The organism is Amycolatopsis sp. EV170708-02-1, assembly GCF_022479115.1.
In the GTDB taxonomy this organism is placed as follows: domain Bacteria; phylum Actinomycetota; class Actinomycetes; order Mycobacteriales; family Pseudonocardiaceae; genus Amycolatopsis.
Genome location: NZ_CP092497.1, coordinates 2,659,106 through 2,685,447, shown reverse-complemented (window position 1 = coordinate 2,685,447; position 26,342 = coordinate 2,659,106). Strand labels below are relative to the sequence as shown.

At 68.8% G+C, this 26,342-nt stretch carries 30 protein-coding genes; 20 read left to right on the top strand and 10 right to left on the bottom strand.

What is annotated here, in order from left to right; translation table 11 throughout:
* Window positions 1-169: 169 nt before the first annotated feature.
* From MJQ72_RS12315 to MJQ72_RS12265, 11 genes are all read left to right on the top strand, one after another.
* Window positions 170-661, top strand: a complete 492-nt coding sequence (locus MJQ72_RS12315) for a CarD family transcriptional regulator (protein WP_005165253.1) — start codon at window positions 170-172, stop codon at window positions 659-661.
* A gap of 74 nt (window positions 662-735) precedes the next feature.
* Window positions 736-1,368 carry a 2-C-methyl-D-erythritol 4-phosphate cytidylyltransferase gene (locus tag MJQ72_RS12310; protein WP_240599318.1) on the top strand — a complete coding sequence of 211 codons (633 nt, stop codon included), beginning with the start codon at window positions 736-738 and terminating at the stop codon, window positions 1,366-1,368.
* Entirely contained in the window at window positions 1,365-1,835 is a 471-nt protein-coding gene (gene ispF, locus MJQ72_RS12305) for a 2-C-methyl-D-erythritol 2,4-cyclodiphosphate synthase (RefSeq protein ID WP_034310203.1), read from the top strand. Before MJQ72_RS12310 ends, ispF begins: the two co-directional genes overlap by 4 nt.
* A 28-nt stretch (window positions 1,836-1,863) precedes the next feature.
* Complete coding sequence (locus MJQ72_RS12300; protein ID WP_240599317.1) at window positions 1,864-2,259, top strand: PPOX class F420-dependent oxidoreductase; 396 nt, start codon at window positions 1,864-1,866, stop codon at window positions 2,257-2,259.
* A 14-nt stretch (window positions 2,260-2,273) separates the two neighbouring features.
* Window positions 2,274-2,669: a PPOX class F420-dependent oxidoreductase gene (locus MJQ72_RS12295; RefSeq protein ID WP_240599316.1), complete on the top strand. Its 396-nt coding sequence runs from the start codon at window positions 2,274-2,276 to the stop codon at window positions 2,667-2,669.
* Between the two features lie 73 nt (window positions 2,670-2,742).
* Complete coding sequence (locus MJQ72_RS12290; protein WP_240599315.1) at window positions 2,743-3,429, top strand: HAD family hydrolase; 687 nt, start codon at window positions 2,743-2,745, stop codon at window positions 3,427-3,429.
* A gap of 46 nt (window positions 3,430-3,475) precedes the next feature.
* On the top strand, window positions 3,476-4,867 hold the full coding sequence (gene cysS / locus MJQ72_RS12285; protein ID WP_240599314.1) for a cysteine--tRNA ligase: 1,392 nt from the start codon (window positions 3,476-3,478) through the stop codon (window positions 4,865-4,867).
* 35 nt (window positions 4,868-4,902) lie between these two features.
* On the top strand, window positions 4,903-5,859 hold the full coding sequence (rlmB, locus tag MJQ72_RS12280; protein ID WP_037335364.1) for a 23S rRNA (guanosine(2251)-2'-O)-methyltransferase RlmB: 957 nt from the start codon (window positions 4,903-4,905) through the stop codon (window positions 5,857-5,859).
* A gap of 227 nt (window positions 5,860-6,086) precedes the next feature.
* A complete protein-coding gene (locus MJQ72_RS12275; protein WP_240599313.1) occupies window positions 6,087-7,520 on the top strand; it encodes an MBOAT family protein in 1,434 nt (477 codons plus the stop codon).
* A gap of 12 nt (window positions 7,521-7,532) precedes the next feature.
* Window positions 7,533-7,877, top strand: coding sequence for a hypothetical protein (locus tag MJQ72_RS12270; protein ID WP_240599312.1), 345 nt, complete (start codon window positions 7,533-7,535; stop codon window positions 7,875-7,877).
* Between the two features lie 9 nt (window positions 7,878-7,886).
* Window positions 7,887-8,351 carry an HIT family protein gene (locus MJQ72_RS12265; RefSeq protein ID WP_240599311.1) on the top strand — a complete coding sequence of 155 codons (465 nt, stop codon included), beginning with the start codon at window positions 7,887-7,889 and terminating at the stop codon, window positions 8,349-8,351.
* Between the two features lie 40 nt (window positions 8,352-8,391).
* Here the strand turns inward: MJQ72_RS12265 and MJQ72_RS12260 are convergent, their stop codons facing one another.
* The gene (locus tag MJQ72_RS12260) at window positions 8,392-9,255 is read right to left on the bottom strand and encodes an alpha/beta hydrolase (protein WP_240599310.1); all 864 of its coding nucleotides are present in this window, start codon (window positions 9,253-9,255) and stop codon (window positions 8,392-8,394) included.
* Between the two features lie 135 nt (window positions 9,256-9,390).
* Window positions 9,391-10,110 (bottom strand): alpha/beta fold hydrolase, encoded by a 720-nt coding sequence (locus MJQ72_RS12255; RefSeq protein WP_240599309.1) that lies wholly within the window; start codon window positions 10,108-10,110, stop codon window positions 9,391-9,393.
* 87 nt (window positions 10,111-10,197) lie between these two features.
* On the opposite strand from MJQ72_RS12255, the gene MJQ72_RS12250 reads away from it, so the two are divergent.
* From MJQ72_RS12250 to MJQ72_RS12230, 5 genes are all read left to right on the top strand, one after another.
* Window positions 10,198-10,758, top strand: a complete 561-nt coding sequence (locus tag MJQ72_RS12250; protein ID WP_240599308.1) for a TetR/AcrR family transcriptional regulator — start codon at window positions 10,198-10,200, stop codon at window positions 10,756-10,758.
* Window positions 10,755-11,360, top strand: coding sequence for a transglutaminase family protein (locus MJQ72_RS12245; protein WP_240599307.1), 606 nt, complete (start codon window positions 10,755-10,757; stop codon window positions 11,358-11,360). The genes MJQ72_RS12250 and MJQ72_RS12245 overlap by 4 nt, the downstream gene beginning before the upstream one ends.
* A 149-nt stretch (window positions 11,361-11,509) precedes the next feature.
* Entirely contained in the window at window positions 11,510-12,556 is a 1,047-nt protein-coding gene (locus MJQ72_RS12240) for a hypothetical protein (protein ID WP_228688429.1), read from the top strand.
* Between the two features lie 40 nt (window positions 12,557-12,596).
* Window positions 12,597-13,235: a hypothetical protein gene (locus MJQ72_RS12235; RefSeq protein ID WP_240599306.1), complete on the top strand. Its 639-nt coding sequence runs from the start codon at window positions 12,597-12,599 to the stop codon at window positions 13,233-13,235.
* Window positions 13,236-13,302: 67 nt separating this feature from the next.
* On the top strand, window positions 13,303-13,980 hold the full coding sequence (locus MJQ72_RS12230) for an HD domain-containing protein (RefSeq protein WP_240599305.1): 678 nt from the start codon (window positions 13,303-13,305) through the stop codon (window positions 13,978-13,980).
* Window positions 13,981-13,984: 4 nt separating this feature from the next.
* Here MJQ72_RS12230 and MJQ72_RS12225 read toward each other — a convergent pair whose 3' ends face one another.
* The 7 genes from MJQ72_RS12225 to MJQ72_RS12195 all read right to left on the bottom strand — a co-directional run bounded on the left by MJQ72_RS12225 (window position 13,985) and on the right by MJQ72_RS12195 (window position 20,713).
* Window positions 13,985-14,581 carry a hypothetical protein gene (locus MJQ72_RS12225; protein WP_240599304.1) on the bottom strand — a complete coding sequence of 199 codons (597 nt, stop codon included), beginning with the start codon at window positions 14,579-14,581 and terminating at the stop codon, window positions 13,985-13,987.
* A 138-nt stretch (window positions 14,582-14,719) separates the two neighbouring features.
* Entirely contained in the window at window positions 14,720-15,370 is a 651-nt protein-coding gene (locus tag MJQ72_RS12220) for a class II aldolase/adducin family protein (RefSeq protein ID WP_240601310.1), read from the bottom strand.
* Window positions 15,371-15,372: 2 nt separating this feature from the next.
* Complete coding sequence (locus tag MJQ72_RS12215; RefSeq protein ID WP_240599303.1) at window positions 15,373-16,821, bottom strand: FGGY-family carbohydrate kinase; 1,449 nt, start codon at window positions 16,819-16,821, stop codon at window positions 15,373-15,375.
* Window positions 16,818-17,852: a 2-hydroxyacid dehydrogenase gene (locus MJQ72_RS12210; protein ID WP_240599302.1), complete on the bottom strand. Its 1,035-nt coding sequence runs from the start codon at window positions 17,850-17,852 to the stop codon at window positions 16,818-16,820. Before MJQ72_RS12210 ends, MJQ72_RS12215 begins: the two co-directional genes overlap by 4 nt.
* Before the next feature lie 36 nt (window positions 17,853-17,888).
* Complete coding sequence (locus tag MJQ72_RS12205; RefSeq protein WP_037335333.1) at window positions 17,889-18,344, bottom strand: ribose-5-phosphate isomerase; 456 nt, start codon at window positions 18,342-18,344, stop codon at window positions 17,889-17,891.
* Entirely contained in the window at window positions 18,345-20,030 is a 1,686-nt protein-coding gene (locus MJQ72_RS12200) for a dihydroxyacetone kinase family protein (protein WP_240599301.1), read from the bottom strand.
* Window positions 20,027-20,713, bottom strand: coding sequence for an HAD family phosphatase (locus MJQ72_RS12195; RefSeq protein WP_240599300.1), 687 nt, complete (start codon window positions 20,711-20,713; stop codon window positions 20,027-20,029). Before MJQ72_RS12195 ends, MJQ72_RS12200 begins: the two co-directional genes overlap by 4 nt.
* Window positions 20,714-20,790: 77 nt before the next feature.
* Here MJQ72_RS12195 and MJQ72_RS12190 point away from each other — a divergent pair, with 77 nt between their 5' ends.
* From MJQ72_RS12190 to MJQ72_RS12175, 4 genes are all read left to right on the top strand, one after another.
* The gene (locus MJQ72_RS12190; RefSeq protein WP_240599299.1) at window positions 20,791-21,417 is read left to right on the top strand and encodes a histidine phosphatase family protein; all 627 of its coding nucleotides are present in this window, start codon (window positions 20,791-20,793) and stop codon (window positions 21,415-21,417) included.
* A complete protein-coding gene (locus MJQ72_RS12185; RefSeq protein ID WP_240599298.1) occupies window positions 21,414-22,208 on the top strand; it encodes a DeoR/GlpR family DNA-binding transcription regulator in 795 nt (264 codons plus the stop codon). The genes MJQ72_RS12190 and MJQ72_RS12185 overlap by 4 nt, the downstream gene beginning before the upstream one ends.
* 345 nt (window positions 22,209-22,553) lie before the next feature.
* A complete protein-coding gene (locus MJQ72_RS12180) occupies window positions 22,554-23,888 on the top strand; it encodes an MFS transporter (RefSeq protein WP_240599297.1) in 1,335 nt (444 codons plus the stop codon).
* Window positions 23,885-25,324: an FGGY-family carbohydrate kinase gene (locus MJQ72_RS12175; protein ID WP_240599296.1), complete on the top strand. Its 1,440-nt coding sequence runs from the start codon at window positions 23,885-23,887 to the stop codon at window positions 25,322-25,324. Before MJQ72_RS12180 ends, MJQ72_RS12175 begins: the two co-directional genes overlap by 4 nt.
* Before the next feature lie 4 nt (window positions 25,325-25,328).
* Here MJQ72_RS12175 and MJQ72_RS12170 read toward each other — a convergent pair whose 3' ends face one another.
* Complete coding sequence (locus MJQ72_RS12170; protein WP_240599295.1) at window positions 25,329-26,294, bottom strand: hypothetical protein; 966 nt, start codon at window positions 26,292-26,294, stop codon at window positions 25,329-25,331.
* Between the last annotated feature and the right edge of the window lie 48 nt (window positions 26,295-26,342).

The window sequence follows — 26,342 nt, the reverse complement described above, 5'->3', positions numbered from 1 at the left end:
GGATTTGGAAATCGTTCGCTTCTCACCAGCGTGAGCATGGGCGAATTGGGTTTGTCAACCCCCGGGCGGACCACCGTCAGGCCGCTGACCTGCGACGACGATCGCGGGCCACTAGGTGGGCCTCGTCGGCACGTGCTAAGATGAATTCAGCGAAAGGGGCAGAGGACACATGGTTTTCAAGGTCGGAGAGACCGTCGTCTACCCGCACCACGGTGCCGCACTCATCGAAGCCATCGAGACCCGCGTGATCAAGGGCGAGGAGAAGAAGTACCTCGTCCTCAAAGTCGCGCAAGGGGATCTTACGGTTCGCGTGCCCGCAGACAACGCCGAGATCGTCGGCGTTCGTGATGTCGTCGGGCAAGAAGGACTGGACAAGGTTTTCGACGTTCTGCGTGCTCCGCACACCGAAGAGCCCACCAACTGGTCTCGTCGGTACAAGGCCAACCTCGAGAAGCTCGCCTCCGGCGATGTGAACAAGGTGGCCGAAGTGGTGCGCGACCTCTGGCGGCGAGAGAAGGACCGCGGACTTTCAGCCGGCGAGAAGCGCATGCTGGCGAAGGCGCGGCAAATTCTGGTCAGCGAGCTGGCGCTCGCGGAGGGCACCGACGAGGACAAGGCTGAAGTCCTCCTCGACGAAGTTCTGGAAACCGCGGCAGTCTGAACCGGCGGGTGTCCCACGCCAGGTGAGGCTGCGGGGGATACCTCTACGATCGCGCACATATGAGCACCGTCCTTATGAGCACGATCGCGTTCGTCACTGTCGTTCGACACCATGCCTCCGACGCGGAGCTCGCTCTCGCGCCGGTCAATGGTGAAGCTCTACTGACGCACACTGTGCGGGGGCTGCTCGCTCTGCCGGATCTCGATCTGGTGGTCGTAGCGGCCCCCGAGCGGTGTGCTGATTCGTTTTCGGCCGCGTTGAGCGGCTTCGAGGAGCGTTGCCGGATAGTACCCGGCTCGTCGCTCAAGCACGCTTTCGACACCGTCGAAAAAGAGATCGCCGGGGATCCGGTCTTCCTCGTGCACGACGCCCTGCGCGCCTTCACTCCCCCGGGCACGGTCCGTGCCGTCGCGGACGCGGTCCGTGCGGGGGCCCCCTTCGTGGTTCCCGTGCTGCCGATGGCGGACACCGTGAAGGTGACTGATGCGGCGAAAGTGATCACTGGGACCGAAGACCGCACGTACCTGCGCACGACGCAAACCCCCCTCGGCTTCACTCGTGAGACTTTTCTCTCGTACGCCGGCGAGCCGTCCCTCGACGGCGCGCACACCGTCGCCGGGCACCCCGACGCGATGCGCGTCACCACTTCGTTCGAACTGAAGCTGGCCGAGGCGATCGCTTCCGCCGGGAAAGAGGATGTGCTGTGAGGATCGGCAACGGCGTCGACGTCCACCCCGTCGAGGCGGGCCGCGAATGCTGGATCGCCGGGCTCCTCTGGCCCGGCGTCGACGGTTGTGCCGGCCATTCCGACGGCGACGTCGCCGCGCACGCGCTGTGCGACGCGCTGCTGTCCGCGGCCGGGCTCGGTGATCTCGGCGCGGTGTTCGGCACCGGCGATCCGCGGTGGGCGGGCAAGCACGGCGTCGAATTCCTCGCGGAGGCACGGCGTCTGGTCGAGGCGGGCGGCTGGACCGTCGGGAACGCGACCGTCCAGATCGTGGGCAACGCGCCGCGTGTCGGGAAGCGCCGCGAGGAGGCCCAGAAGGTGTTGAGCGAGGCCGTCGGCGGGCCGGTGAGCGTATCCGGGACGACGACCGACGGGCTCGGCCTGACCGGACGCGGCGAGGGCATCGCGGCGTTCGCGACGGCGCTTCTGCTGCCCTCGCAGGAATAGCCGCGGCCGGAAGCCGGTTCGGGCTGTCATGGCAGTCACACTTCCCGAACCGGTCCGCGCACTGGTGGACGGCAAGAACTTCGCGACCGTGGCCACGCTGGACGCCGACGGCGGCCCGCAGACCTCGATCGTCTGGGTGGGCCTCGACGACGGCGATCTGGTCTTCAGCGCCACCGAAGACCGGCTGAAGGTGCGAAACCTGCGCCGCGATCCGCGCGCGAGCGTGTCGATCACCGACGCGGAGAACCCGTACCGGCACACGCAGCTGCGCGGCACGGTCACGATCACCCCGGATCCCGGGAAGACCCTGCCGAAGACGCTCAGCCACAAGTACCTCGGCCAGGACCCGCCGCCGGAGGGCGACGACGTCGAGCGGGTGATCGTCCGCCTGCGGGTCGAGCGGATCGCCGGGAACGTCCGGTGATTAGGCTTCCCGGCATGGGTGTGACCTTCAACGACGCGACCAAGAAACTCCTCGACGGCAACAACTTCCCGGTGCTGGCGACCATCAACGCCGACGGCTCCGCGCAGACGTCCGTGCTGTGGGCGAAGCGGGACGGCGACACGGTGATCTTCGCGACCGTCCGCGGCCGTCTCAAGGAGCGGAACATGGCCAGGGACCCGCGGGTGTCCGTCTCGGTCTTCGACCAGGAGAACCCGTACAACTACGTCGAGATCCGCGGCACCGTGGAGATGACCGACGAGGGCGGGCGCGAGCTGATCAACGAGCTGTCGCACAAGTACCTCGGCAAGGACTACCCGGAGGAGCCGGCGGAGGTCGTCCGCGTGCTGGTCCGGATCACGCCCACCAAGATCACCGGCAACGCCGCCTGACCCCCTCCTCGTGAGTGGCGAGGACGGTTCTAACGGTCCTCGCCACTCACGAGATCCGGCTAATGTGGACCTCGTGACCTTTCGCGCTGTGTTGTTCGACTTCTCCGGCACGGTCTTCCGGCTCGAACAGGACGAGACCTGGCTCGCCGACCTCACCGACCACGAGGGCGAGAGCCTGGACATCGAGGCCCAGACCGAACTGATGCGCCGGATGACCGCGCCGGTCGGTCAGGTCGTCGATCTCGACGAGGAGCACCTGTACGCCTGGAACCACCGCGACCGCGACCCCGTGCTGCACCGGAAGGTGTACCTGGAGGTCCTCAAGCAGTCCGGGGTGCCGCACGCCGATCAGGCCGTCGCGCTCTACACCCGGCTGATCGATCCCACCCAGTGGACGCCGTACCCGGATACCGAGGCCGTCCTCAAGGGCGTCTCCGGCAAGGGCGTGAAGCTCGGGGTGCTGAGCAACATCGCCTTCGACATCCGGCCCGCGTTCGGCCGCCGGGGCTGGGACGCCTACGTCGACGAGTTCATCCTGTCGTTCGAGGTCGGAGCGGTGAAACCGGAGCCGGAGATCTTCCGCACGGCCGTCGAGCGGCTCGGCGTCGACCCGGCGGAAACGCTCATGGTCGGCGACAGCGAGGAAGCGGACGGCGCCGCGCGCGACATCGGCTGCGCGTTCGCGCTGGTAGAGCCCCTGCCGACGACGGAACGGCCGGACGCCCTGCTCAGCGCCCTGCGCACCCATAACGTGCTGTAATACGGTCACTGCGACACCGCTCACGCCGACCCCGTACCCTTTTAGGGTGGCACTACACCTCTATGACACGGCGACCCGAAGCGTGCGGGAGTTCCATCCCGCCCGTAGCGGAACGGCGTCCATGTACGTGTGTGGTGCCACCGTGCAGGGCATCCCGCATATCGGCCACGTCCGCGGCGCGCTGAACTACGACGTCCTGCGCCGCTGGCTCGTCCACAGTGGACTCGACGTGCTAATGGTCCGCAACGTCACCGACATCGACGACAAGATCCTCACCAAGGCCGCCGCGGCGGATCGCCCTTGGTGGGAGTGGGCCGCCACGCACGAGCGCGCCTTCGAGTCGGCATACGAGGCGCTGGGCTGCTTGCCCCCTTCGATCGCCCCACGGGCGACGGGGCACGTCACGCAGATGGTCGAGCTGATGCAGCGGCTGATCGACGGCGGGCACGCCTACGCCTCGGGCGGCGACGTGTACTTCTCGGTCAAGGCGTTCGACGGCTACGGCGACCTCTCCGGCCAGAAGCTCGACGAGGTCCAGCAGGGCGAGAGCCTCGGCGAGGGCAAACGCGACCCGCGCGACTTCACGCTGTGGAAGAGCGCGAAGCCGGGCGAGCCGTCGTGGCCGACGCCGTGGGGTTCCGGCCGCCCCGGCTGGCACCTCGAATGCTCGGCGATGGCGACGACGTACCTCGGCGCCGAGTTCGACATCCACGGCGGCGGCGTCGACCTGGTGTTCCCGCACCACGAGAACGAGCGCGCCCAGTCGAACGCGGCGGGTGACCCGTTCGCGCGGTTCTGGCTGCACAACGCCTGGGTGACCATGTCCGGCGAGAAGATGTCGAAGTCGCTGGGCAACACGGTCTCGATCCCGGAGATGCTGCGGAACTACCGGGCCCCCGAACTGCGGTACTACCTGGTCCAGCCGCACTACCGGTCGACGATCGAATACTCGGACGGAGCGCTCACGGAAGCCGCGCAGGGCTACCGGCGGATCGAGCAGTTCCTCCGCCGGACCGCGAGCAGCGCCGGCACCGTGCACCTCGGCGAGATCCAGGCCGGGTTCGCCGCCGCTCTCGACGACGACCTGGCCACCCCGCAGGCGTTCGCCGTGCTGCACAACACGGTCCGCGACGGTAACGCCGCCCTCGACGCGGCCGACAATTCCAAGGCACTCGAAATCGCCGCCTCCGTGCGCGCGATGACCGACGTGCTCGGCCTCGACCCGCTCTCCGCGCGCTGGTCCGAGGCGGGCGGCAACGAGTCGCCCACCCGGCAGGCGCTGTCCGATCTCGTGGAAGGGCTGCTCACCGAACGGCAGCAGGCCCGCGCCGACAAGGACTTCGCCCGTGCGGACGCCGCGCGTGACCGCCTCCAACAGGCGGGCATCGTGGTGGAGGACACCCCGAACGGTCCACAGTGGACCGTCAAGGACGTCTGACACTTACTCGGTTTCTAGCTCAAGGATTCTCACTGATGGCAGGCAACTCCCGGCGCCAGGGCGCTATTCGCAAGCCCGGCACGAAGAAGGGTCAGGTCGTCGGCTCCGGCGGCCAGCGCCGGAAGGGCCTCGAAGGCAAGGGCCCGACGCCCAAGGCCGAGGACCGGCCCGGCCACAAGGCGTACCGGATGGCCAACGCGCGCGACCGCAAGGACCAGGCGCGGCAGAAGAAGGCCGACAAGCCGGAACTGATCGCCGGACGCAACCCGGTGGTCGAGGCGCTGCGCGCCGACGTGCCCGCGACCGCGCTGTACGTGGCGATCAACATCGAGATCGACGACCGCGTCAACGAGGCCGTCCGGCTCGCCGGCGACAAGGGCATCTCGATCCTGGAGATCCCGCGCGAGGAACTGGACCGCAAGACCAACCGGGCCATGCACCAGGGCCTCGGCCTGCAGGTCCCGCCGTTCGTGTACGCCGACCCGCGCGACCTGATGGCCGTCGCGAAGGACTCCGGGCAGACCCCGCTGTTCGTCGCGCTCGACGGCGTCACCGACCCGCGCAACCTCGGCGCGGTGATCCGCTCGGCCGCCGCGTTCGGCGCGCAGGGTGTCCTGCTGCCGGAGCGGCGCAGCGCGGGCATGACCGCGGTCGCGTGGCGGACCTCCGCCGGCACCGCGGCCAAGCTGCCGATCGCCGTCGCCACCAACCTGACCCGTCAGCTGAAGGCGTGGAAGGACGAAGGCCTGATGGTCGTCGGCCTCGACGCGGACGGCTCGGTCGACATCGACGAACTGGACCTCGCGGCGGACCCGCTGGTCATCGTGCTCGGCTCGGAGGGCCGCGGCCTGTCCCGGCTGGTGCGCGAGACCTGCGACGCCACCGTCTCGATCCCGATGGCGGCCGGCGTCGAGTCGCTCAACGCCTCGGTCGCGGCCGGGGTGCTGCTGGCCGAGGTGGCGCGCCGCCGGCGGCTCGCGGGACGTGTCTGACCCCGCACTTCGTCACACGATGCGGGGTGGTCAGTGTCCCTTGGTGAACCCGCGTCCGCGATCGACATCGGCAGGGCGCGGGATGGTCGTCCACCTCACCTGAGGCCTCCGGCCGTGCGGGTTCATGCGTGTGGTCACTTTCCGAGGCCATCTCAGCTCCGCCGACCGGCGCTCAGGCTAAGGTCACCAGCGGATAACGCGTAACCGCCCTGGGGGACCCCGCACCGATGTCGTTCATTTCACCGCTGTTCCTGTGGTACTTCATGCCGGCGGTCCTGCTCGCCGTGCTGGTGTGCCCGCGCAGCTGGCGGAACGGCATCGTCGCGGTCGGCAGCCTGATCTTCTACGCCACCGGCGCCGGGCCGTACACGCTCGTGCTGCTCGGCTGCATGGTGGTCAACTTCCTCGCCGGGCCCGCGCTGGAGCCGAACGCCTGGGACCTGCAGAACAAACGGCGCAAACGGCTGCTGCTCGGCGTCATCGGCCTCAACGTCGGCATGCTGCTGATCTGGAAGTACGCGGGGTTCGCGACCCAGCAGATCGCGGCCGTGACGCACTGGTTCGGCGGCGGCTTCCCGGTGGCCGACCTGGTCATCCCGATCGGCATCTCGTTCTACACCTTCCACCACATCTCGTACGTGGTGGACATCTACCGCGGTGAACGCCGCGCCCCGCGCGACCCGGTGTCGTTCGCCGCGTACATCGCGATGTTCCCGCAGCTGGTGGCCGGGCCGATCGTGCGGTACCGCGAGATCGCCGACCAGCTGCCGCAGCAGCGGTCGCACCGCCTCGACGACATCGCCGCCGGTTTCCCGCGGTTCGCGCTCGGGCTGTGCAAGAAGACGATCATCGCGGACTCGCTCAGCCCGATGGTGGACGCCTGCTTCAACACGCCGGCGGACCAGATGACCTTCGCGATCGCCTGGCTCGGCGCGATCGGCTACACGCTGCAGCTGTTCTTCGACTTCTCCGGGTACTCCGACATGGCGATCGGGCTCGGCCGCATGCTCGGCTTCCGGCTCCCGGAGAACTTCGCGAGACCATATTCGTCGGTGACCATCACCGAGTTCTGGCGACGCTGGCACATGTCGCTGTCCCGCTGGTTCCGCGACTACGTCTACATCCCGCTGGGCGGCAACCGCACCGGCGCCGGGCATACGTACCGGAACCTGTGCATCGTGTTCGTGCTGACCGGGTTCTGGCACGGCGCGCAGTGGACGTTCCTGATCTGGGGCATCTACCACGGCGCGCTGCTGATCGTGGAACGCGCCTTCGGCTACGACGTCACCCCGAAGTCGCAGGCCGCCCGTATCAGCCGCCGCGCGCTGACACTAGTGCTCGTCGTCTTCGGCTGGGTGTTCTTCCGCGCGAAGGACCTGCCGCACGCTCTCGGCATGATCGGGCACATGGTGCTGCCGGACTTCACCGGGCTCACCGACGTCGTCGAGAGCGCGGTGACCAACCAGCGGCTCGTCATCCTGCTGTGCGCGCTGGCGATCGTGTTCCTGCCCGCGCATCCGGTGACCGGGCCGCTGCTGGAGTCTTCGCGGAGCCGCCCGGCCACTGCGCTGCGGATCGGCGTGATGACCGTCGGGCTGGTGTACGCGGCCATCCTGATCGCGACCGGGACGTTCAGCCCGTTCCTCTACTACCAGTTCTGAGGGAGCCTGAGAATGACCAACCTGGCGGCCCAGCCCGGAGTGATCCCGTACGTGGACAACCACGACGGTCCTCGCCGTCTGCTCACCGTCGACATGCGTCCCTTCCCCAACATGAGGCTGACTTACGTGCCGTTCGCGAGCATCGACGGCAGGCAGTACGTGGTCTCGTGGGGGTCGGTCGTGTTCGAGATCCCCGCCGACCGGAACGTGCACGTCAGCGTCCACATGCAGACCAACTACGGGGCCGGGTCCAGTGCGACCCCGTTCGCCTCGATCGTCTTGGCGCCGCATCACGAGCCGGTCCGGCTCGCCACCCAGCTCACCAGCCAGGGCGGTTCGATCCTCCCGGTCGGCTAGCTTGGTCACATGACCGACGGCTGGAAGCGGGATCGCGTCGGTTCGGCGCTGCGCGGGGAGAACCCGACCGTGCTGCGGCGCCTGGACGCGGGTTTCGCGGTGATCGGCGATACGCAGTTCCTGCCGGGCTACTGCGTCCTGCTGACCGATTCCCCCGCCGTCGGCAGGCTGAGCGATCTACCTCGGCCGCGGCGGCTGGAATTCCTGGCAGACATGGAGTTGCTCGGCGAGGCGGTCGAAAACGTCTGCGCGCGAAGGGATCCGGGCTTCCGCCGGGTGAATCTGGAGATCCTCGGCAATACGGATCCGTTCCTGCACGCGCATGTCTGGCCGCGTTACGACTGGGAACCGACCGACGTGGCCGGACGGCCGGTCTGGCTGTATCCGGTGGAGAACTGGGCCGCTTCGCTCGGCTCTGAGCACGGCTCCCTGCGTTCCGAACTGACCGCAGAGATCGACAGGCTGCGGGGCTGAGCACGCCGAGAGTGCCCCGCGAGGCACTCTCGGCGTCGTTTCACAGGAGGCCGGTCAGCAGGTCGGCGAAGACCCTCGGCCGGCTGAAGTAGCCGACGTGCGACGAGGCCAAAGTGTGCACCTCGAACGGGTTGTGCGGCGTCAGCTCGTCGGCCTTGCGGATCATGTAGTCCTGGACCGCCGGGGTGATCCCGCGGTCCGCGGCGAGGCGGACGTAGGTGTGCGGGACACGTCCCCATCCGTCGGCCCGGACCACCGCCCCCGGTTCGAGCACCGCGTAGTTCTCGTCCGGATCCAGGGAATCCAGCAACAGCCGGAACTGGTGATCGGTGGAGTCGGCCATGATGGCGGCCTTCAGCTCGGCGAACAGCTCCGGGTCGCCGTGGGCGCTACGCCAGTTCAGCCGCGCCACACCGGGTTCGTCCACGTCCGGCACGGTGATCCGGGCCGCGAGCGCGTCGAGCAGATTGTCGTCGACCACGTCCCACGGCTCGGTGAGCATGGCCGGGTCACTGAGACAGAGCGCGGAAAGGTAGACGACCCGGTCGAGCAGCTCTGGCGCGGCGTTGGCGACGGCGCTGATCGTCAACCCGCCGAGACTGTTGCCGACCAGAACGACCGGCCCCTCCCCGGCGAGCCGCCGCAGGGTGTCCACGACGTGATTCACGTTGTCCCGCAACGTAACTCCACGCAGCGGGGAGGGAGCGGCCGCCAATGCGGTGAGATCCTGGGGTTGGCGGTAGTAGGCGGCGGGGCTGTCCGCCAGGTCGCCGTGGCCGGGCAGGTCGACGGCGTGCGAACGGTATCCGAGCAATGCCAGCTCGTTCTGCAACGGACCCCAGGCCCGCGCGTTACTGGAGCCGCCGTGAACGAAGACGAAAATGGGGCGCGAAAGTGCGCGCATGGTGAAAGATCCTTGTCATCCTTGGCGAACGATGGACGTGGACCTCGACACCGCCGAGAGGCGGCACCGGGTCAGCGCGTCGACCGAAGGCGAAGGGCCTGCCAGTTGTGGATGACGGAGCACATGACGATCATCCTAGCCGCGGGCGGCACCGGACGCCTCTGATTTACCGGATGCCGAAGATCGGGCCGCGTCGAGCACCAGCCGAGCGAACTCCTTGCCTCGCACCATCGGCAGGTAGTGCCCCGCCTTCGGGACGTTGACCAGGCTGCCATCGGCGCACGCGTCGAGGAAGCGGCGTTCATGGCGCCGGAAGTGGTCGCGTGAGCCGTTGACGAGCCAGGTCGGGCCCGGATAGGCCGCCAGGTCCGCGAGCACGTCGAAGTCCGCGAAAGCCTCGGCGATGTCCGGGATGACCTCGGTCGCGATGCCGCCGCCGATCACCGCTTCGGCGAGTTTCGGCGGAAGGACGCTTTCGAACTGCCATCGGCTCAACCGCTCGCCCCGGTCCGGCAGCCGCATGAGCGAGCGATGCGCCAGGCGGAACGGGATCTCCAGCGCTCTGCCGGGCAGGAACGTCGAGCCCGCGACGACGAGGCCCGCCACGCGATCCGGATACCGCGCGGCCGCGGCGATGGCGACGTAACCGCCGAGCGAATGCGCGACGACCAGCGCGGGTTCGTCGATCGCTTCGGCGACCGCGTCCGCCGCCGCGGCCAGGGTGAACCGCTCGCCGCGGCGGGTGCCGTGGCCCGGGAGATCGACCGCCGTGGCGGGATGTCCGAGCAGGTGAAGTTGCTCGGCCCAGGCGGCGCCACTGAGCCGGATGCCGTGGACGAAGACAACGGGGATCATGGTTTGCCTCCAGATTGCAACGCACCGTTGCGTTGCAAAGTACGCGTGACCATCGCGCAACGCAACGGTGCGTTGTACTCTCGGCGGGTGAGCACTCGGAACGGCCCTCGCAAGGCGGAGGAGATCTTCGCCGCCACCCTCGGACTCCTGGCGGAGCACGGCTACGACAAGCTCGCCATCGAGGCCGTCGCAGCCCGGTCCGGCGTCAACAAGACGACGCTGTACCGCTGGTGGCCGTCGAAGGACGCGCTACTGGCCGCCGCGCTGCGCGACTCGGGCCTGTTCGCCGTCGACATCCCGGACACCGGCAGCCTGCGCGGCGATCTTCTCGCCGTGGCAACACAAATCCATCGGCTGCTGACCTCGAAGCGCACCGCGCCGGTCGTCACGGCGACCCTGACCGCAGGCCCACGGCGCCCGGAACTCGGTGACGTGGCACGAAGTTTCTTCGCCGACCGCATGGCCCGCGAAGAGCCGATCTTCGACCGCGCCATCGCGAGAGGCGAACTGCGCGACGGCGTCGATCCGGTACTGGTGATGGATCTGCTGGCGGGGGCGATCTGGTTCCGATCGCTGCTGCGCGGTGGCGAAGCCGATGCGAAATTCCTCGAACAGGTCGTCGACACGGTACTGGGTGGTGCCGCGTGAAAATCACGCTGAAGATCGAATCCGAGCGGCTCGAAGATTATCTCGCCGCCGACGCGATCGTCGATCACGATCATCCGCTGATCCGCGAAACGGCTGACCGCCTGTCACCGACCGGCGGCACCGAGATCGACGTGATTCGTTCGATGTTTCACTTCGTACGCGACGACATCGCCCATACGGTGGACGCCGCCGATCCACGCGTCACCCTTATGGCGTCCGAGGTTCTGCGCGAGCGCGTCGGGCTCTGCTACGCGAAGACCCACCTGCTGGCCGCTTTGCTTCGGAGCCAAGGCATCCCGGCCGGGTTCTGTTATCAGCGGATCGGCGTCCTGCACGGGCTCAACGCCGTGTACCTCAGTGGTCCGGACCGGTGGATCCGACTGGACCCGAGGGGCAACAAGAATGGCGCGGACGCGCACTTTCCTTTCATACGAGCGAGTCAGCCGGAAGACGAGCGGCTCGCCTGGACGCTGGACCCGGCGAAGGGCGAGATCGACTTCCCCACGGTGTACACCGCACCGTCTTCGGCCGTCGTCGAAACCTTGTCGTCGGCGAAGCCCGGTCCCGCGTGGCACGAAGGAATCCTTCCGCACTCTCCGTGAGTGGTTTTTCCGCGATCCGGCAAAACCTCCGATGCGAAACCGGCATCGCCGAGCGTCACATTCGTTGTTGGTCCCTTTCCCCCGATTTTCTTATTTCGACATTGTCACGATGCGCGTAGAGTAACTCCCCGCACTCGAACAGATACGCACTGCGTTCGTCCGTTCGGGTGCTGATCAAGGAGGTGACCCTCGTGCCCGCGGAAGCCGACCGGCTCCGCCGTACCCCGTTGCAAGAGATCTTCTGGACCAGGACGAGTCTGCTGCTCACCGTACTGGTCGTCGTCGCGGGCCTCAGCCTGTGGATCTCCAGCATGATGGATCCCGGCGCCGGCAAGACATTGCTCACTTCACTGGGCACCGGCACCCTGATCTCCGCGGTGGTCGGCTTCGGCCAGACCCTGATCACCGCCACCGCGTCCCAGCGCGCGATGGTGACCCCGGTGATCGAGGAAAGCCGGCGCGCGCTGGAAGCGCTCAGCGCCGAATACCGTTCGCTCAACAAGGAATTCTTCCCCACCCACGTCTTCGAAGCGACCACCGATCCGGATCCGTTGTTCAACCGGGTCATGACCGAAGACCTCGACGTGACCAGGCACTACTTCTTCCGCGGGTTCTCCGGCAGGCACGCCGCGGCCCGATTGCTGTTGTCCCGCACCGAAAGGGAGCTCCGCGTGGTCATCGCCGACCCACGTGACGAGGGCGCGATCGGTGGCAGGGCGCGCTATCTCCTGCGCAGCGAAGAAGCGGGCGTGGACTACGAGACGATCCGGTCGCGGCTCAACGACGAGATCAGCATCGGCCTGGTCGGGCTGTTCCTGGCGCGCAGCCGGTGCTCGCTGGTGGACATCACCGTCGTCGCCGACCCGCCCCTGGATCGGCTCGAAGTGTTCGACGAGAGCGTTTGGGTGACCTTGTACAGCGACATCCGCGGCGCGACCACGTTGTATCCGCGCACGCTGCGGTTCAGCGAAGGTTCCTTCCTGTACAACAAGGAACGCTCCGAGTTCCTGCGCGTGTCCCAGTCCCGGTCCGGACGGCACTTCCGCATCTCCACCACGACCACGCGGGCGGATTTCCTCGCCCTGTACGAAAAGATCACCGGCTCTCCCCTGTCCGAAGAGAACTTCCTCGAACTGGAAGGGAAATTCCATTCCTTCCGGAAGGAGTTCACCACACTCGCCGAGTTGAACCCCTGACCTCTCGGCGTCGCAGAGCACTAGATTTGAGGAGCTGAAGTTGCTCACTCGCTTGTCCCCCCTCACCCAGCTCTCCGCGCTTCTCCGCACCACAGACCTGCCGCTGGCACAGCACTGGCAGATCGTCGACGAAATCTTCCGGGACTGGACTTCGAGACCGGAGTTGCGCGACGACCTCCGACGGCATTTGGACTCGCTGAGCCCGGACGAGGCGAGCGCGGTACTGGAGCGGTCACGGGAGACCACCACCCATTTCGCCTGGTGCCTGCTCGACAGCCCGACAGATCCCTTTTCGATCTGGCTGCACGAGTACAAGGCGCCGGAGGACTGGCGTGAGGGGTACGCCGATTCCGTGCACAATCACAGATACCACTTCTGCACCACGATCCTCCGTGGCAACTACGTCCACGAACGTTATTCCACCCTGCGCGACCAGCTTTCCGGATTGATCACATCGGTTCGGTTACGACGTAGCACGCTGTGTCAGACCGGGTCGGTAGGCGTCATGTACGCGGACGAGTTCCATCGGATTCCCGAGGCCACCGAAGGGACTATGACGTTTCTGGTGAAATCACGCCCCGTGAGCGAGTTCAGTCTTTCCTTTGACCCGAAGACCGGGACAGGGCATCGTCACGTTCCGGTTGAGGTCCGATTGGGGGATCTCGCCGGCCGCATCTAACTACACACCGCCGTCGAAGGCGCATACCATTACTCCACCCGTCTCCTGAACGGGATCGGAGAGGTGTATGCGCGCGCGAAAGAGCACGATTCCTTCCCACACCATCGACGCCGTCGAGCAGCACGTCCGGCGACTGTGCTGGCGTTACGCGGACAAACTTCAGTTCCACGGCTGGCACCACGTGAGTTTCGTCCGGGCCAAGGCCGCGGGGTTCGCCGACCACAACGGCGCGGATCGCACCGTCGTCGAGGTGGCGGCGCTGGTGCACGATGTGAACTACATCGTGCTCCGGAACTCCCCCGCGGCCGCCGGACGAGATCTCCGGATGGAGATCCTGCGGGAATGCGGTGTCGAGGAGAACGTGGGCCGGTGGGTCGACGAGATCATCGACGAAGCCGAAATGGCCACCAGGGGCCGCCACATCTCGCTCGAGGCTCAAGCGTTGAGCGACGCCGACACGCTGTTCAAGGCGCTGCCGGTGACGCCCGTCGTCCTCGCCCACCGCTACCTGCGGGAGAACGGGTTGAGCCTCCGCGAACTGGCGCACAAGATCGTCGGCGAACAACGCGACGTCCACGACAGCGGCTACTACTTCTACAACCCCAAGGCGGCGGAGAACTACTCGCGCTGGGCGTTGGCGAATCTCCAGCTGTGGCAGTGCATCAAGGAGGCCGTCGACGATCCGACGGTCGTCGAGCTTCTCGACGCGGTGCACGCCGTGGACGCCGAGCCCGCCGCGTCCTAGGGCGCTAGCGAACCTGCCGTCGCCTTCGCCAGTAGGCGAAGCAGACCGCTGCCAGCAACGGGCCCCACAGCAGGAGCGGCGCGTAGCTGAGTTCGAAGAAGGCGAGCTGCCAGCCGTGCAAGGACTTCGTGGGGTAGTCGGCCGGGAGGGGGTCGCCCTGGAGGGTGCGCCCGGACATCTCGGTGACGACGGCGGCCGTCCACAGGACCGTCAGGGCCGCGGCGCCGAGGGCGGCCGGCACGATGGCGGCGAAGGGCCGCACTCGGCGGCCACCGAGCAGCGGGATCCAGCGTGGGACGACCTCTCCCCACGCGGCGATCAGCCCGATCGCCGTGAACGCGAACAGCTCGGAGACGATCGACAAGCCGATGATGTACACCGGCCCCGGCAACCACGACGGGAGCCGGCCCGTGCCATGGGTGCCGTCGTCGCCGATGTGGAAGACGACGGTCATGATCCGCCACAGGCCGGAGGGAAGCACGACGAAGGGGATGGTGTAGGCGGCGATCCTGGCCCACCGGGGGACTCCCGGCACCGGGGCGTGCGCGCTGGTCCAGGCGGCACGCAGCCGCCCGGACGCGGTGGGTTGGCGGACGGTCATGCGTGCTCCTCGGACCATCGGATACCGATCACTTTGCTCGGTTCCCACGATCACAGCCGCCGCTGCCCGCCACGTCCCTCGCCGGATTGAACCCGGTCCGTCCCATGGGGGAAGAAAGCTTTCCCCAAGAGACACGGGCTAACGCTGCCCGTAGCCGCGAAGTTTCTCCACGACGTGCTCGATCTCGTCGGGCGGGAGCAGGTTCGGCGTTCCGGTCGCGCGCGCCGTCAGCCATACCTGGCAGACCCATTCGAGCTGTTGCGCCCGGCTGTACGCGGAGCCGAGGCTGTCGCCGAAGGTGGTGGTGCCGTGGTTCGCCAGCAGGCAGCCTCGGCGTCCGTGCAGCGCCTCCAGCATGGCTTTGGCGAGCTCTTCGGTGCCGTACGTCGCGTAGGAGGCGACGCGGGCTGTCGGACCGATCGCGGCGAGCATGTAGTGGATCGGCGGCACCTCGGTGACGAGGGTGGAGACCGCCGTGGCGTGCACGGAATGCGTGTGCACCACCGCGGAGACCGGCTTGCCGTCCGGATCCACCGCCTGCCGGTACACCGTGAGGTGCATCGGGAGCTCGCTGGTCGGCTTGAGCGCGCCGTCGACGATCTCGCCGTCCAGGCCGACCACCGGGATGTCTTCCGGCCGCAGCCCGGCGTAGTCGACCCCGGTCGGGGTCACCGCGACCAGTTCGCCCTGCCTCGCGGAGACGTTGCCGGAGGTGCCGACCACGAGCCCGTCCGCGGTCATCCGGCGGGCGAACTCGCAGACCGCCAAGCGTTCGTTGGCCAGGATCACCGTCACAACCTCCAAAGTCCGCGGGCCGCGGCCAGTGAGGCCTGATAGTCGGCGTAGCCCTGCTCGTAGAACCCTACGTTCTCGGGCCGGACCTCGACGACGCGTGCGCTTTCCGCCCAGAGTTCCCGGTCGACCGGTTCGCCGAGGGCGTCCGCCGCGACGATCACCGCGCCTCGCGCGCCGACCCCGGGATCACCGGGGATCACGATGGGCCGGCCGAGGACGTCGGCGAAGATACGGGTCCACTCGAGCGAGCGGACCCCGCCGCCGCAGGCGTACAACGTGCCGGTGAGCCCGGCCGCCTCGAAGCAATGCCTTGCCGCGTAAGCGATCGACTCGCACAGCGCCCGGACGATGTCGCCACGCTCGCTCTCCAGGCTCAGCCCGGAGAACTGTGCCCTCGCCGAAGCGTCGACGAACGGCGCCCGCTCACCGGACGCGGAGAGGAACGGCAGCGCGCGGACTCCGCCCGCCCCCGGCCCGCTCGCGTCGAGCAGCGAACCGATCTCCTCGACCTCGATTCCGAACAGGCGGCACATCCAGTCGATCCCCGCCGTGCCGACCATCGCCGGCATCGCCCGCAGGAACTCACCTTCTTCCGGCGTGCAGAGGAACATCCCCGCGGGTTCGCCTTCCGGATCGAACTCCGCCGAGTCCGTCAGAACCTGGCAGGCGAGTGTGGTGCCTGCGGTGAGGATGCCGTCGCCCGGCCGTCGTACACCGGCGCCGATGGCACTCGCGGGCAGGTCGAACGGCCCCGCGGTGACGGGCAGCCCGGCCGGGAGACCGAGCAGCCCGGCTCCGCGTTCGTCCAAGCGGAACACGGTCTTCGGCGCCGCCGGCTCCACGAGCAGGCTCCGGCGGTGGGAGAGACCGACGGCAGCGATGGCGGCTTCGTCGTAACGCCGGGTGGCCGGGTCGAGGAAGGGCAGCGAAGCATCCGACGCGTCGACCGTGATCTCGCCGGTCAACCGCTGGAGCACCGCGTCGACGCAGTAGCCCGCCACCGCCGCCCTGTCCAGCGACTCCGGTTCATGAGTGTCCAAAAAGGACATGATGGCCGCGGCGCAACCGGGGAACATCCCCGACGCGGTCCGGCGGAACACTTCCCTGGTCACTCCGTCGGCCTGCCACCGGGCGAGCAACGAGTTCGCCCGTCCGTCGAGCCAGGAGATCGCCGGGCGCACGGCCTCGCCGGATTCGTCGCGCAGCCACAGCCCGTCGCCCTGACCGGTGAGAGCCAGCGCGGTGACCGGACCGTCGAGCCCAGCGGCGACCTCGCGCACGACCGTCGCCACGGTGCCCAGCACCTGGTCGAGGTCCTGTTCGACCAGACCACCCGGCAGGTGGTGCACCTCGGACGTGGTGCACGCGCTCGCCACGGACATCCCGGCCTTGTCGAAGACGACCGCCTTGGTCAGTGACGTGCCGATGTCGACGCCGATGATCATGGCCGCAGGACCTCGGGGTTCGCCAGATTCGCGAGCGCCTCCCCGCGGGCGTACCGGCCGACTTCGGCGGCGACGATATCCGCCGCCCGCTCCGCCGTCTGTTTGCTGGCCCCGGCGAGGTGCGGTGTCGCGATCACGTTCGGCGCGTCCCGCAACGCCCAGTCCGCCGGCGGTGGCTCGACGTCGTACACGTCGAGCGCGAGCGCGCCGAGCCGTCCCGAGCGCAGGGCTTCCGGCAGCGGCGAATAGTCCAGCAAGCCACCGCGCGCGGTGTTGACCAGGACCGCGCCCTTCGGCAGTAACGCGAGCTTGGCGGCGTCGATCAGGTGCCGGGTCTCCTCGGTGAGCCGGGCGTGCAGGCTCACCACGAAGCTGCGGCGCAGCAGATCGTCCAGCTCGACGAGCTCCGCTCCGTCGGCGCTGATCCGGGCCGGGTCGGCGAACGGGTCCGACACCAGCACCTTCGCGCCGAACGCGACGAGCACCTTGGCCACCCGCGCACCGATCGCGCCGTACCCGACGAGGCCGACGGTGGTCCCGTCGAGTTCGAGACCGGTCTGGTCGTAGGCGTAGTAGTCGCCGCGCCACGTGCCGCCCAGCAGTTCGGCGGAGGACGTCGAGATCCGGCGCATCGCGGCCAGGATCATCCCCACCGCGAATTCGGCGGCGGCACCGGCGTTGCGGCCGGGCGCGTACGTCACCGCGACACCCGCTTCGGTGGCCGCCGCGAGGTCGACGTTGACCGGGCCGCCCCGGCACACCGACACGAGCTTGAGCCCCGGCGCGGCGGCGAACACCTGTTTGGTGAAGGGCGCCATCTGGGTCACCGCGACCTCGGCTCCCGCCAAGGCCTCGATCACCTGCTCCTCGGTGCCGCTGGCCTCGTGCACGTTCGCGACCGGACCGAACGGCTCCACCGGCCACGGCAGCGTGAGTTCCGAGAACTCGTGCCCGGCGCCGATCTCGGCACGGACGGCGCCGGCCAGCAGGCCGGTGCCGACGAAATGGTCTCCCGCAGCGAGTATCCGCAACTCTGCGTCCTCTCTCCGTGCCCGTTTCGGGCCGTCTCAGTGAGCTTGCTCGTATTCGGTGATGTGCGCGACCTTGCTCGCGCTGGCCGAGGCCGGGTCGAAGCGGTGGCCGACCCATTCGGCGACGATCTTCTTCGCCAGCTCCGGACCGATCGCCCGGGCGCCGAAGGTGATCACCTGGCAGTCGTTCGACTTGACCGAACGCTCGGCGGAGTACGAGTCGTGCGCGACCGTGGCCCGGACACCGGGGACCTTGTTCGCCGAGATCGCCATGCCGATCCCGGTGCCGCAGACCAGGACCCCGCGATCCGCCTCGCCCCGCGCGATCGTCTCCGCCGCCGCCAGGCCGAGCAGCGGGTACGCCTTGTCGTCGGACCCGTCGGCCACGCCGAGGTCGGTGACCTCGTCCACCCGGTCGTCGGCGAGGAGCAGGTCACGCAGCTGGTCCTTGAGTGCCACCCCGGCGTTGTCCGCCGCCACCACGATCCGCATTCAGTCTTCCTTTCCGAGAGCCTGGCCGACCGCGGTGACGAGCAGCGCGAACGAAGTGGCCCCAGGGTCGGGATGCCCCTTGCTCCGCTGTGCCAATCGCGCCGCCCGGCCTTTGACGGGCAGCAGGTCCGCCGTGGCCTGGGCCGCGCTCACCGCGACCTGGGCCGCCTTCTGCCAGGCCTGCGGGACGTCGGCGCCCGCGGCGGCCTGTTCGCGCAACGCCAGCCGGAACGGCTCGATGGCGTCGAGCATGGTCTTCTCGCCGGGCTCGGCCTTGCCCAGTTCGACGAACGCCTTCACCGCGCCGTCCACCGCGCCCGCGAGAGCTTCCGTGGTGACCTCTTCGCCCGCCAGGCCACGCAGCCCCGCGCCGGTCTCGGCGAGCAAGACGCCGTACAGCGCGCCGGACGCACCGCCCGCAGCGTCGGCGAACGCCGTCCCGGCCGCCAGAAGCGCCGTGGACAGCGAGTCTCCGTCGCGCCGCGCGGCGGACACCGCGGCCCTCATGCCCCTGGTCATACCCAGCCCGTGGTCGCCGTCGGCCGCGACCGCGTCCAACCTGCCCAGTTCGGCTTCGTTGGCCTCGATGTCGTGCAGGGCCGCCGTCAGCGCGCGGTCCACGATGCCCTGCCCCGGTTCGGTCTCCGCCAGCAGGGAGTCCACTGTGGACTCCAGCGGTACCCGTGCCAGCGCGGCACCGGTGCTCCGGTAGCCAGGGGTGTCGCAGGGGGCCGCGTAGAGCTCGGCGAGTTCGTCGTCGAGCACCAGGATCGACAGCGAGACACCCGCCATGTCGAGTGAAGTCACGAACTCGCCGACCTCGGTGTGCGACGGGCTGAGCCCCGCCGCGGCGAGCCGTTCGTGCACGCGGGTGTACGTCGCGAACATCTCCTCGTACTTGGTGCGGCCCAGCCCGTTCAGCAGGACCACCACCCGTCCGTCGCCAGCGGGCAGCTCGGGGAGCAGGCCGTCGACCAGCTCGTCGGCCAGCTCCCGTGCGCTCAGCCTGCCGACCGTGCGGACACCGGGCTCGCCGTGGATGCCGAGCCCCAGCTCCATCTCGCTCTCGCCGACGGTGAACAGCGGAGCGGACGCGCCGGGCAGCGTGCACCCGCCGAACGCCACCCCGAACGTCCGGGTGTTCGCGTTCGCTTTCTCCGCCACCGCGTGCACGGCGGCCAGATCGTCACCGCGTTCGGCGGCGGCACCCGCGATCTTGAAGACCAGGAAGTCGCCCGCGACGCCACGACGCCTTTCCGGCGCGTCGGCCGGGCCGCTGGCGATGTCGTCGGTGACCAGGATGGTCCTGCTCTCGATGCCCTCGGCGGCCAGCCGGCGCGCGGCGAGCCCGAAATGCAGCACGTCGCCCTGGTAGTTGCCGTAGCCGAAGAGCACGCCGGCTCCGCTCTCCGCGGCCCGCGCGGTGCGATAGACCTGCTCGGCGCTCGGGCTGGTGAACACGTCGCCCACCACGGCCCCGTCGGCCAGCCCGGGGCCGACCAGCCCGGCGAACGCGGGATAGTGCCCGCAGCCACCGCCGATCACCACCGCGACCTTGGGTTCGGATTCTTCCCGGCGCAGCACGCCGTAGGCACCGGGGACCTTGCGCACCGAACGCCCGTAGGCGGTGACGAACCCGTCCAGCCAATCGCGTTTGAACGTCTCCGCGGCACCCAGGACCGTCATCGCCCGCTCGCTTCCGCGAACTCACCGGACAGGTACGCGAGCAGCTTGCGCCGCACGTCGTCGTTGTTCTCCGCGACCTCGGCGGCCAGCTCCAGCGCGTCCGGCTTCGGCGGGTACACCGGATTCGGCAACGCGATCACGGTGAGCCCGGCCGCGGCGGCGGCGCGGATGCCGTTGCTGGAGTCTTCGACGCCCAGGCATTCCTCGCCGGACCGGCCCAGCCTGGCCGCGGCTTCGAGATAGACGTCCGGGCTCGGCTTGCCCCTGGCGACCTCGGCACTGGAGACGGTCGCGGAGAACTCGCCGGTGAGCCCGTGCTTGTCGAGTACCGCGTCGATCACGCGGCGGGCGGCCGACGACGCCAGCGCGACCGACACCTTCGCGCTCACCTCGCGGACCATCTCGCCGGCGCCCGGCAGCAAGGGCGCCTCACCCGCCTCGATCGCGGCGATCATGCCGTCCACCACGGCACGCTCGACCTCGGCCGCGCTTTCCGGGGTGCCGGACCGCTTCGCGAGGTACGCGGCCCATTCGGGCGCGCTCATCCCCTGCACGGACGCGGTGTCCTCAGCGGTCCATTCGGTGCGGTGCCGGGCGGCATACGCCACCCAGTTCTCCTCCCAAAGGTGTTCACTGTCGACGAGGACACCGTCCAGGTCGAACACCACCGCGGCGAGTGCCATCCGGCATCTCCTTTCACATCGATGCTGTTAAGTTAACATCGATGATGTGATCTGGACAAGCCCCGAGGAGGGATCCCGTGGTCGCACGGTTGTTATTGGCACGGCACGGCCAGACCGAATGGCACGCCGAGAACCGGTACGCGGGCAGCAGCGACGTCGCGCTGACCGAGGAAGGGCTCCGGCAGGCGGACGAACTGGCCGCGTTCGCCGCGGCGGCCGGGCCGTCGGCCGTGTTCTGCTCGCCACAGAGCCGGGCACGCCGCACCGCGGAGCCGTCCGCCAAGGCGTTGGACCTGCCGTTGCGAGTGGTCGACGAGCTGCGCGAAGTCCACTTCGGACTGATGGAGGGGCGCACCAGGGCCGAGCTGGCGGAGGCGGATCCCGCTGCGGTCGCGAGGTTTCTCGCCGACCCGGTGAGCGGCGCCTTCCCCGGCTCCGAGCCTCCCGCGGACGCCGCCGCCCGGGGAGCCGGCGCCCTGCGCGGCATCGCGGCCGAGGCGCCGGGCGAAACGGTGCTGGTCGTCGCGCACAACACGCTGATCAGGCTGACGTTGTGCGCACTGCTCGGCATCCCGCTCGGGAACTACCGCACGGTGTTCCCGCGGCTGGACAACGCGGCCGTCACGGAGATCGAGATCGACGGCACGCGCACCGGCCTGCTGCGGCTCAATCAGCCGGCCCGCACGCGATACTGGACCACATGAGCGATGAGAAGACGGCCGGTGCGAGCGCGCACTCTCGTAACACGCGTCAGCAGCTGATCACCGAACACGTCTTCACGATCGGCTCCGCGAGCATCGCCGAACTGGTGGAACTCACCGGCGTCAGCACCATGACCGTGCACCGCGACGTCGACGAACTGGCGCGGCGCGGCCTGCTCCGGAAGTACCGGGGAGGTGTGTCCGCCATGCCGTCGACGGTCTTCGAAAGCAACGCCGACTACCGGATGAACGTGCATTCGGAGGAGAAGATGGCCATCGCCGCGCACGCGCTCGCCCGCGTCGAACCGGGGATGTCGATCCTGCTCGACGATTCCACGAGCGCGCTCGCGCTGGCGAAGATGCTGTATCGCGTCACCCCGCTGACCGTCGCGACGAACTACCTCGGCGCCATCGAACTGCTCAAAGGCGTTCCCGATCTGCGGCTCATCTGCATCGGCGGCGACTACTCCGCCACCCACGACTCGTTCCTCGGCATGCAGAGCCTCGAAGCGATCGAGCGGATCAACGTCGACGCGACCTTCGTTTCGACCTCGGCGATGAACACGCGGATGACGTTCCACCAGGAGCCGGAGATCGTGATGCTGAAACGCGCGATGCTGGCCAGCGCCCGGACGAAGGTGCTGCTGATGGACCACAGCAAGACCGAACGCGCGGCGCTGCACCGGCTGGCGCCGTTGAGCGACTTCGATGTGCTGATCGTCGACGACGGGGTGGAAGAGCACCTGGCCGAGGACATGCGGAGCCAGGTGGAAGTGGATATCGCGGAGCTCTGAGGGCTCGTTTGAAAGTACGTGAAGGCCCCTTCGCTGCGCTAGACGCGGTGAAGGGGCCTTCACGTACTTGAACCAGAGGGGTGGGGCACCCATCGACGGAAGGCAGCGTTGCGAAAGCGGCTTTCGCAACGCGTTCCGACGGACCGGCATTGCCTACCAGACCTGATCTCGCGACGGAGCCGACATCGATGAGCGGGGATGTTCCTGGACGCTCGATGGCCCGCGCCCGGCCGAGACCAGCGCCCCGGGCGCGCGAGGCTAACACGAAAATCCACCGACGTAACATCTTGAAAGTTAAGTTAACACGATCCATGATACGCTGAACACGACGTCATGGAGGCGTGCATGAACCAGGTAACATCGCCGTTATCGCGATCCGGGAGCGGGTTCGCCCGCGTACTGAACCGTTGGGGCCTGCCCGCCCCGTTGTTCCTCGGCTACGCCGGGCTGCTGCTGTTCATGATCGGCGACGGGGTCGAGTCGGGCTTCATCGCGCCGTTCATGGCGGACAACGGCGCGGGCACCGAGATCAAGGCTTCGTACGTGATCACCGTGTACGGCGTCGCCGTGATGCTGGCGTCGTGGTTGTCGGGCGCGTTGTCGGATCTGTGGGGCCCGCGTCGCGTGATGATGATCGGCCTGGCCATCTGGCTGGTGTTCGACGTGCTGTTCCTCGCGGTCGCGGTATCGGGTGAGAACTACCCGTTGATGCTGGTGTTCTACGGTCTGCGCGGATTCGGCTATCCGATGTTCGCGTTCGGTTTCCTGGTCTGGATCACCGCGGTGGCGCCGGTCGCCAGGCTCGGCGCGGCGGTGGGCTGGTTCTACTTCGCGTTCACCGGCGGGCTGCCGACGCTGGGCGCGCTGGTCGCGAGCTTCACGAACCCGGTGCTGGGCCAGTACGGGACGCTCTGGGTGTCGGTGGTGCTGCTCGGTCTCGGCGGACTGCTCGCGATCTTCGGTGTCCGGCAGCGGACGGGGTACACCCGGCTCGCGCCGCCGGACGTGAAACCGGTGCAGAGCCTCGTGTCCAGCGTGTCGATCGCGTGGAAGAAGCCCCGCGTCGGCGTCGGGATGCTCGTCCGCGTCATCAACACCGCGCCCGAGTTCGGGATGCTGGTGTTCTTCCCGACGATCTTCATCGAGGACATCGGGTTCGGGGAGAGCCGCTGGCTCCTCCTGGTCTCGGTCATCTACGGCACGAACATCTTCTTCAACCTGATCTTCGGTGTGCTGAGCGACCGGATCGGCTGGCGCACCACGATCTTCTGGTTCGGCGCGATCGGCTGCGCGATCTCGATCCTGTTGCTCTACTTCGTCCCGATCGCGATGGGCGCCGAGTACTACTGGCTCGCGCTGCTCGTGGGCGCGCTGTACGGCGCCACGCTCGCCGGGTTCGTGCCGATCTCGGCGCTGCTCCCCTCCCTCGCCCCGGAGAACAAGGGTGGCGCCATGGCCCTGCTGAACCTGGGCGCGGGCGCGGCGGCGTTCGTCGGCCCGGCGATCGTCAGCGTGTTCCTCGGCCCGCTGGGCGCGGCGGGTGTGGTGATCGTCTTCGCCGCGCTGTATCTGGTCGCGGCGGTCATGGTGCGCTACCTGAAGCTGCCCGATGAGACGGCGAAGGCGATCGAAGAGGACAAGAGTCTGCAAGAAGTCGGAGAGAAGGTCGTCACCACGTGAACCAACCCGTCACGATCGGCATCGACGTCGCCACCGCGGGGGTCCGAGCCCTCGCGGTGCGCGGTGGCACCGTCCTCGCTTCGGCCGCCGAGCCGCTGCCCGCGCCGGTCCGCGACGGCCGCGGGCACAGCGAGCAGGACGCCCGGTCCTGGTGGCCGGCGGTGAAGACGGTGCTGGCGAAGGTCACCGGCGAGCTGCCGGGCAGGGGCGGCGAGGTCGCCGCGGTGGCCGTCGCCGCGACGTCGGGGACGATCGTCGGGGTCGGCGCGTCCGGTGAGCCGGTCACCCCCGCGCTGATGTACGACGACAGGCGCGGCGCGGAGCTCAACCGCGAGGCCACCGGGCTCGGCGCGGATCGCTGGCGGCGGCTCGGTTTCGGCGTGTCCGCCACGGCCGCGCTCGGCCGGATCGCGTGGCTGGCCGGGCACGTCCCCGGCGTCGCCGGGATCCGGCACACCCCCGATCTCATCGCCGCGGAGCTCACCGGCGGGCCGGTGGCGACCGACTGGTCGCATGCCTTGAAGAGCGGCTACGACCCGCTCGCCCTCGAATGGCCTGCCGAGGTCTTCGAGGCGTTGGGAGTGCCGGCGGGCCTGCTCCCCTCGGTGGTCGCGCCGGCCACCGTGCTGGGCGAGGTCGCCCGTCCGGTCGCCGGGCTCCCGGCGGGCTGCCCGGTCGTGGCCGGGATGACCGACGGCTGCGCGGGCCAGCTCGCGGCCGGGGCGGTCGCCCCCGGGAGCTTCGTCGGCATCCTCGGCACGACGTATGTGCTCAAGGGAGTCACCGAAGAGCTGGTGCCGGATCCGACGGGGGCGATGTACAGCCACCGTCATCCGGACGGCTGGTGGTTGCCCGGCGGCGCGTCGAACACCGGCGGAGAGGCCGTCGCCGGGCAGGATCGCCTTCCCGAACTCGACGCGGCGGCGGCCGCGCTGGGTCCGGCGAAGGTGGTCGCGTATCCGTTGCGGCGCAAGGGCGAACGCTTCCCGTTCGCCAGTCCGGACGCGGAGGGCTTCGTTTCGGGCGAAGCCGACGAGGTGCAGCTGCACCGGGCCAGGCTAGAGGGGGTCGCCTTCCTCGAGCGGCTGGCGTTGGATCACCTGCGCCGCCTCGGCGTCACGGTCACCGATCCGCTGCTGACGGCGGGCGGCGGCAGCAAGAGTCCTTTGTGGACACGGATCAGGGCGACCGTCACCGGCCTCGGCCTGCGGGTGTCACCGCAGGCGGAAACGGGTTACGGCGCCGCGCTGCTCGCCGCGGCGGGGGTCCTGCCGGGCGGGCTCACCGAGGCGTCCGCGGGGCTCGGCGAGGGAACACTGGTCGAACCCGACGAGCGCGAGAGTGCCGCGCTCGCCGAGTCGTACCAGCGATTCTGCGCCGAGCTGCACACCAGGGGCTGGATCGACGACGAGCTGTTCGCCGTCGTCCGGCGTTGAGAGCTCAGGAGGGGCGTGGGCCGTTGGACTTGGTAGGAGCGGGCTTCGGCGTGGGTGCCTCGGTGGGCTTGGCCGCCTCGTCGGCATCCGGGGCGGGAGCCAGCAGCCGGATGGCCTCCTGGACGGCGACGTCCGTGGCGGAGAGCCGGTCGGCCACCTTCGACCGGAGTTCCAGCGCGAGCTTCCGCGCCTGCTGAGCTTCGGCCTGCTGGGTCTTCGCGTCGGTGAGGGCCTCCGCGACCTGCTCCTGCTTCGCGGCGATGTCCTCCGCCGAAGACTTCTCCGACTTGGCGATCTTCTCCGCCGAGATCCGCTCGGCTTCGGCGCGTTTGGCCGCCGACACCCGATCGGCTTCCGCGATCTTGTCCGCGGACGCCTTCTCGGCCTCCGCGCGACGAGCCGCCGAAGCCTCCTCGGCCTTCTTGTCCGCGGCGGCGCGGGCCCGGACGCTCTCCAGGTCCAGCTCCTTGCGCTTCTGCGCCGCCTCGGAGTTCAGCCGCTCGATCTCCGCCTTGGCGTCGGCGAGCAGCTTTTCCCGCTCGGCCTGCGCGTCCTTGGCCGCCTTGTCGCTGGCGCGCTGGGTCTCGTGGGCGTACTTGTCCGCTTCGGCCCGGGTCGCTTTGGCGTCCGCCTCCGCGGCGGCCTTGAGGTCGGCGATCTCCTCCTCGGCGAGCTGCATCATCATGCGGACGCGTTCGGCCATCGCGCCGGCACCGGACGGGCTCGAACTCATCCGCACGAGGGCGGCCTTGGTCTCGTCCAGCTCCTTCTGGGCGTGGCCGAGCGCCTTGGTGAGTTCACCGGCGGTCGCCACGGCCTCGTCGCGGCTGCGTGAGGTCTGCTTGAGTTCGGTCGCCAGTTCGGCGAGACGCTCGTCGACCTGACGCTTGTCGTAACCGCGGACAGCGCCCGCGAACGGGGACGATTTCGCTGAGGGCGCCTGAGGCGCCGTCTTCTCAGGAGCGACCATGGCGGCCACCTTAATGAGCGGGCACCCGTCGGGCAGTACCGCCAAACG

Excerpts from the sequence above, each read along its gene's own strand:
- MJQ72_RS12195 (WP_240599300.1), bottom strand. The coding sequence starts at position 20,713 with ATGGCACTCGCCGCGGTGGTGTTCGACCTGGACGGTGTCCTCGTCGAC.
- MJQ72_RS12205 (WP_037335333.1), bottom strand. The coding sequence starts at position 18,344 with ATGCGGATCGTGGTGGCGGCGGACAACGCCGGGGTGGCACTCAAGGAC.
- MJQ72_RS12185 (WP_240599298.1), top strand. The coding sequence starts at position 21,414 with ATGAGCGATGAGAAGACGGCCGGTGCGAGCGCGCACTCTCGTAACACG.
- MJQ72_RS12230 (WP_240599305.1), top strand. The coding sequence starts at position 13,303 with ATGCGCGCGCGAAAGAGCACGATTCCTTCCCACACCATCGACGCCGTC.
- MJQ72_RS12170 (WP_240599295.1), bottom strand. The coding sequence starts at position 26,294 with ATGGTCGCTCCTGAGAAGACGGCGCCTCAGGCGCCCTCAGCGAAATCG.
- MJQ72_RS12215 (WP_240599303.1), bottom strand. The coding sequence starts at position 16,821 with ATGATCATCGGCGTCGACATCGGCACGTCACTGACCAAGGCGGTCGTC.
- MJQ72_RS12270 (WP_240599312.1), top strand. The coding sequence starts at position 7,533 with ATGACCAACCTGGCGGCCCAGCCCGGAGTGATCCCGTACGTGGACAAC.
- MJQ72_RS12315 (WP_005165253.1), top strand. The coding sequence starts at position 170 with ATGGTTTTCAAGGTCGGAGAGACCGTCGTCTACCCGCACCACGGTGCC.
- MJQ72_RS12310 (WP_240599318.1), top strand. The coding sequence starts at position 736 with ATGAGCACGATCGCGTTCGTCACTGTCGTTCGACACCATGCCTCCGAC.
- MJQ72_RS12265 (WP_240599311.1), top strand. The coding sequence starts at position 7,887 with ATGACCGACGGCTGGAAGCGGGATCGCGTCGGTTCGGCGCTGCGCGGG.
- MJQ72_RS12180 (WP_240599297.1), top strand. The coding sequence starts at position 22,554 with ATGAACCAGGTAACATCGCCGTTATCGCGATCCGGGAGCGGGTTCGCC.
- MJQ72_RS12295 (WP_240599316.1), top strand. The coding sequence starts at position 2,274 with ATGGGTGTGACCTTCAACGACGCGACCAAGAAACTCCTCGACGGCAAC.
- MJQ72_RS12300 (WP_240599317.1), top strand. The coding sequence starts at position 1,864 with ATGGCAGTCACACTTCCCGAACCGGTCCGCGCACTGGTGGACGGCAAG.
- MJQ72_RS12225 (WP_240599304.1), bottom strand. The coding sequence starts at position 14,581 with ATGACCGTCCGCCAACCCACCGCGTCCGGGCGGCTGCGTGCCGCCTGG.
- MJQ72_RS12260 (WP_240599310.1), bottom strand. The coding sequence starts at position 9,255 with ATGCGCGCACTTTCGCGCCCCATTTTCGTCTTCGTTCACGGCGGCTCC.
- MJQ72_RS12255 (WP_240599309.1), bottom strand. The coding sequence starts at position 10,110 with ATGATCCCCGTTGTCTTCGTCCACGGCATCCGGCTCAGTGGCGCCGCC.
- rlmB (WP_037335364.1), top strand. The coding sequence starts at position 4,903 with ATGGCAGGCAACTCCCGGCGCCAGGGCGCTATTCGCAAGCCCGGCACG.
- MJQ72_RS12200 (WP_240599301.1), bottom strand. The coding sequence starts at position 20,030 with ATGACGGTCCTGGGTGCCGCGGAGACGTTCAAACGCGATTGGCTGGAC.
- MJQ72_RS12275 (WP_240599313.1), top strand. The coding sequence starts at position 6,087 with ATGTCGTTCATTTCACCGCTGTTCCTGTGGTACTTCATGCCGGCGGTC.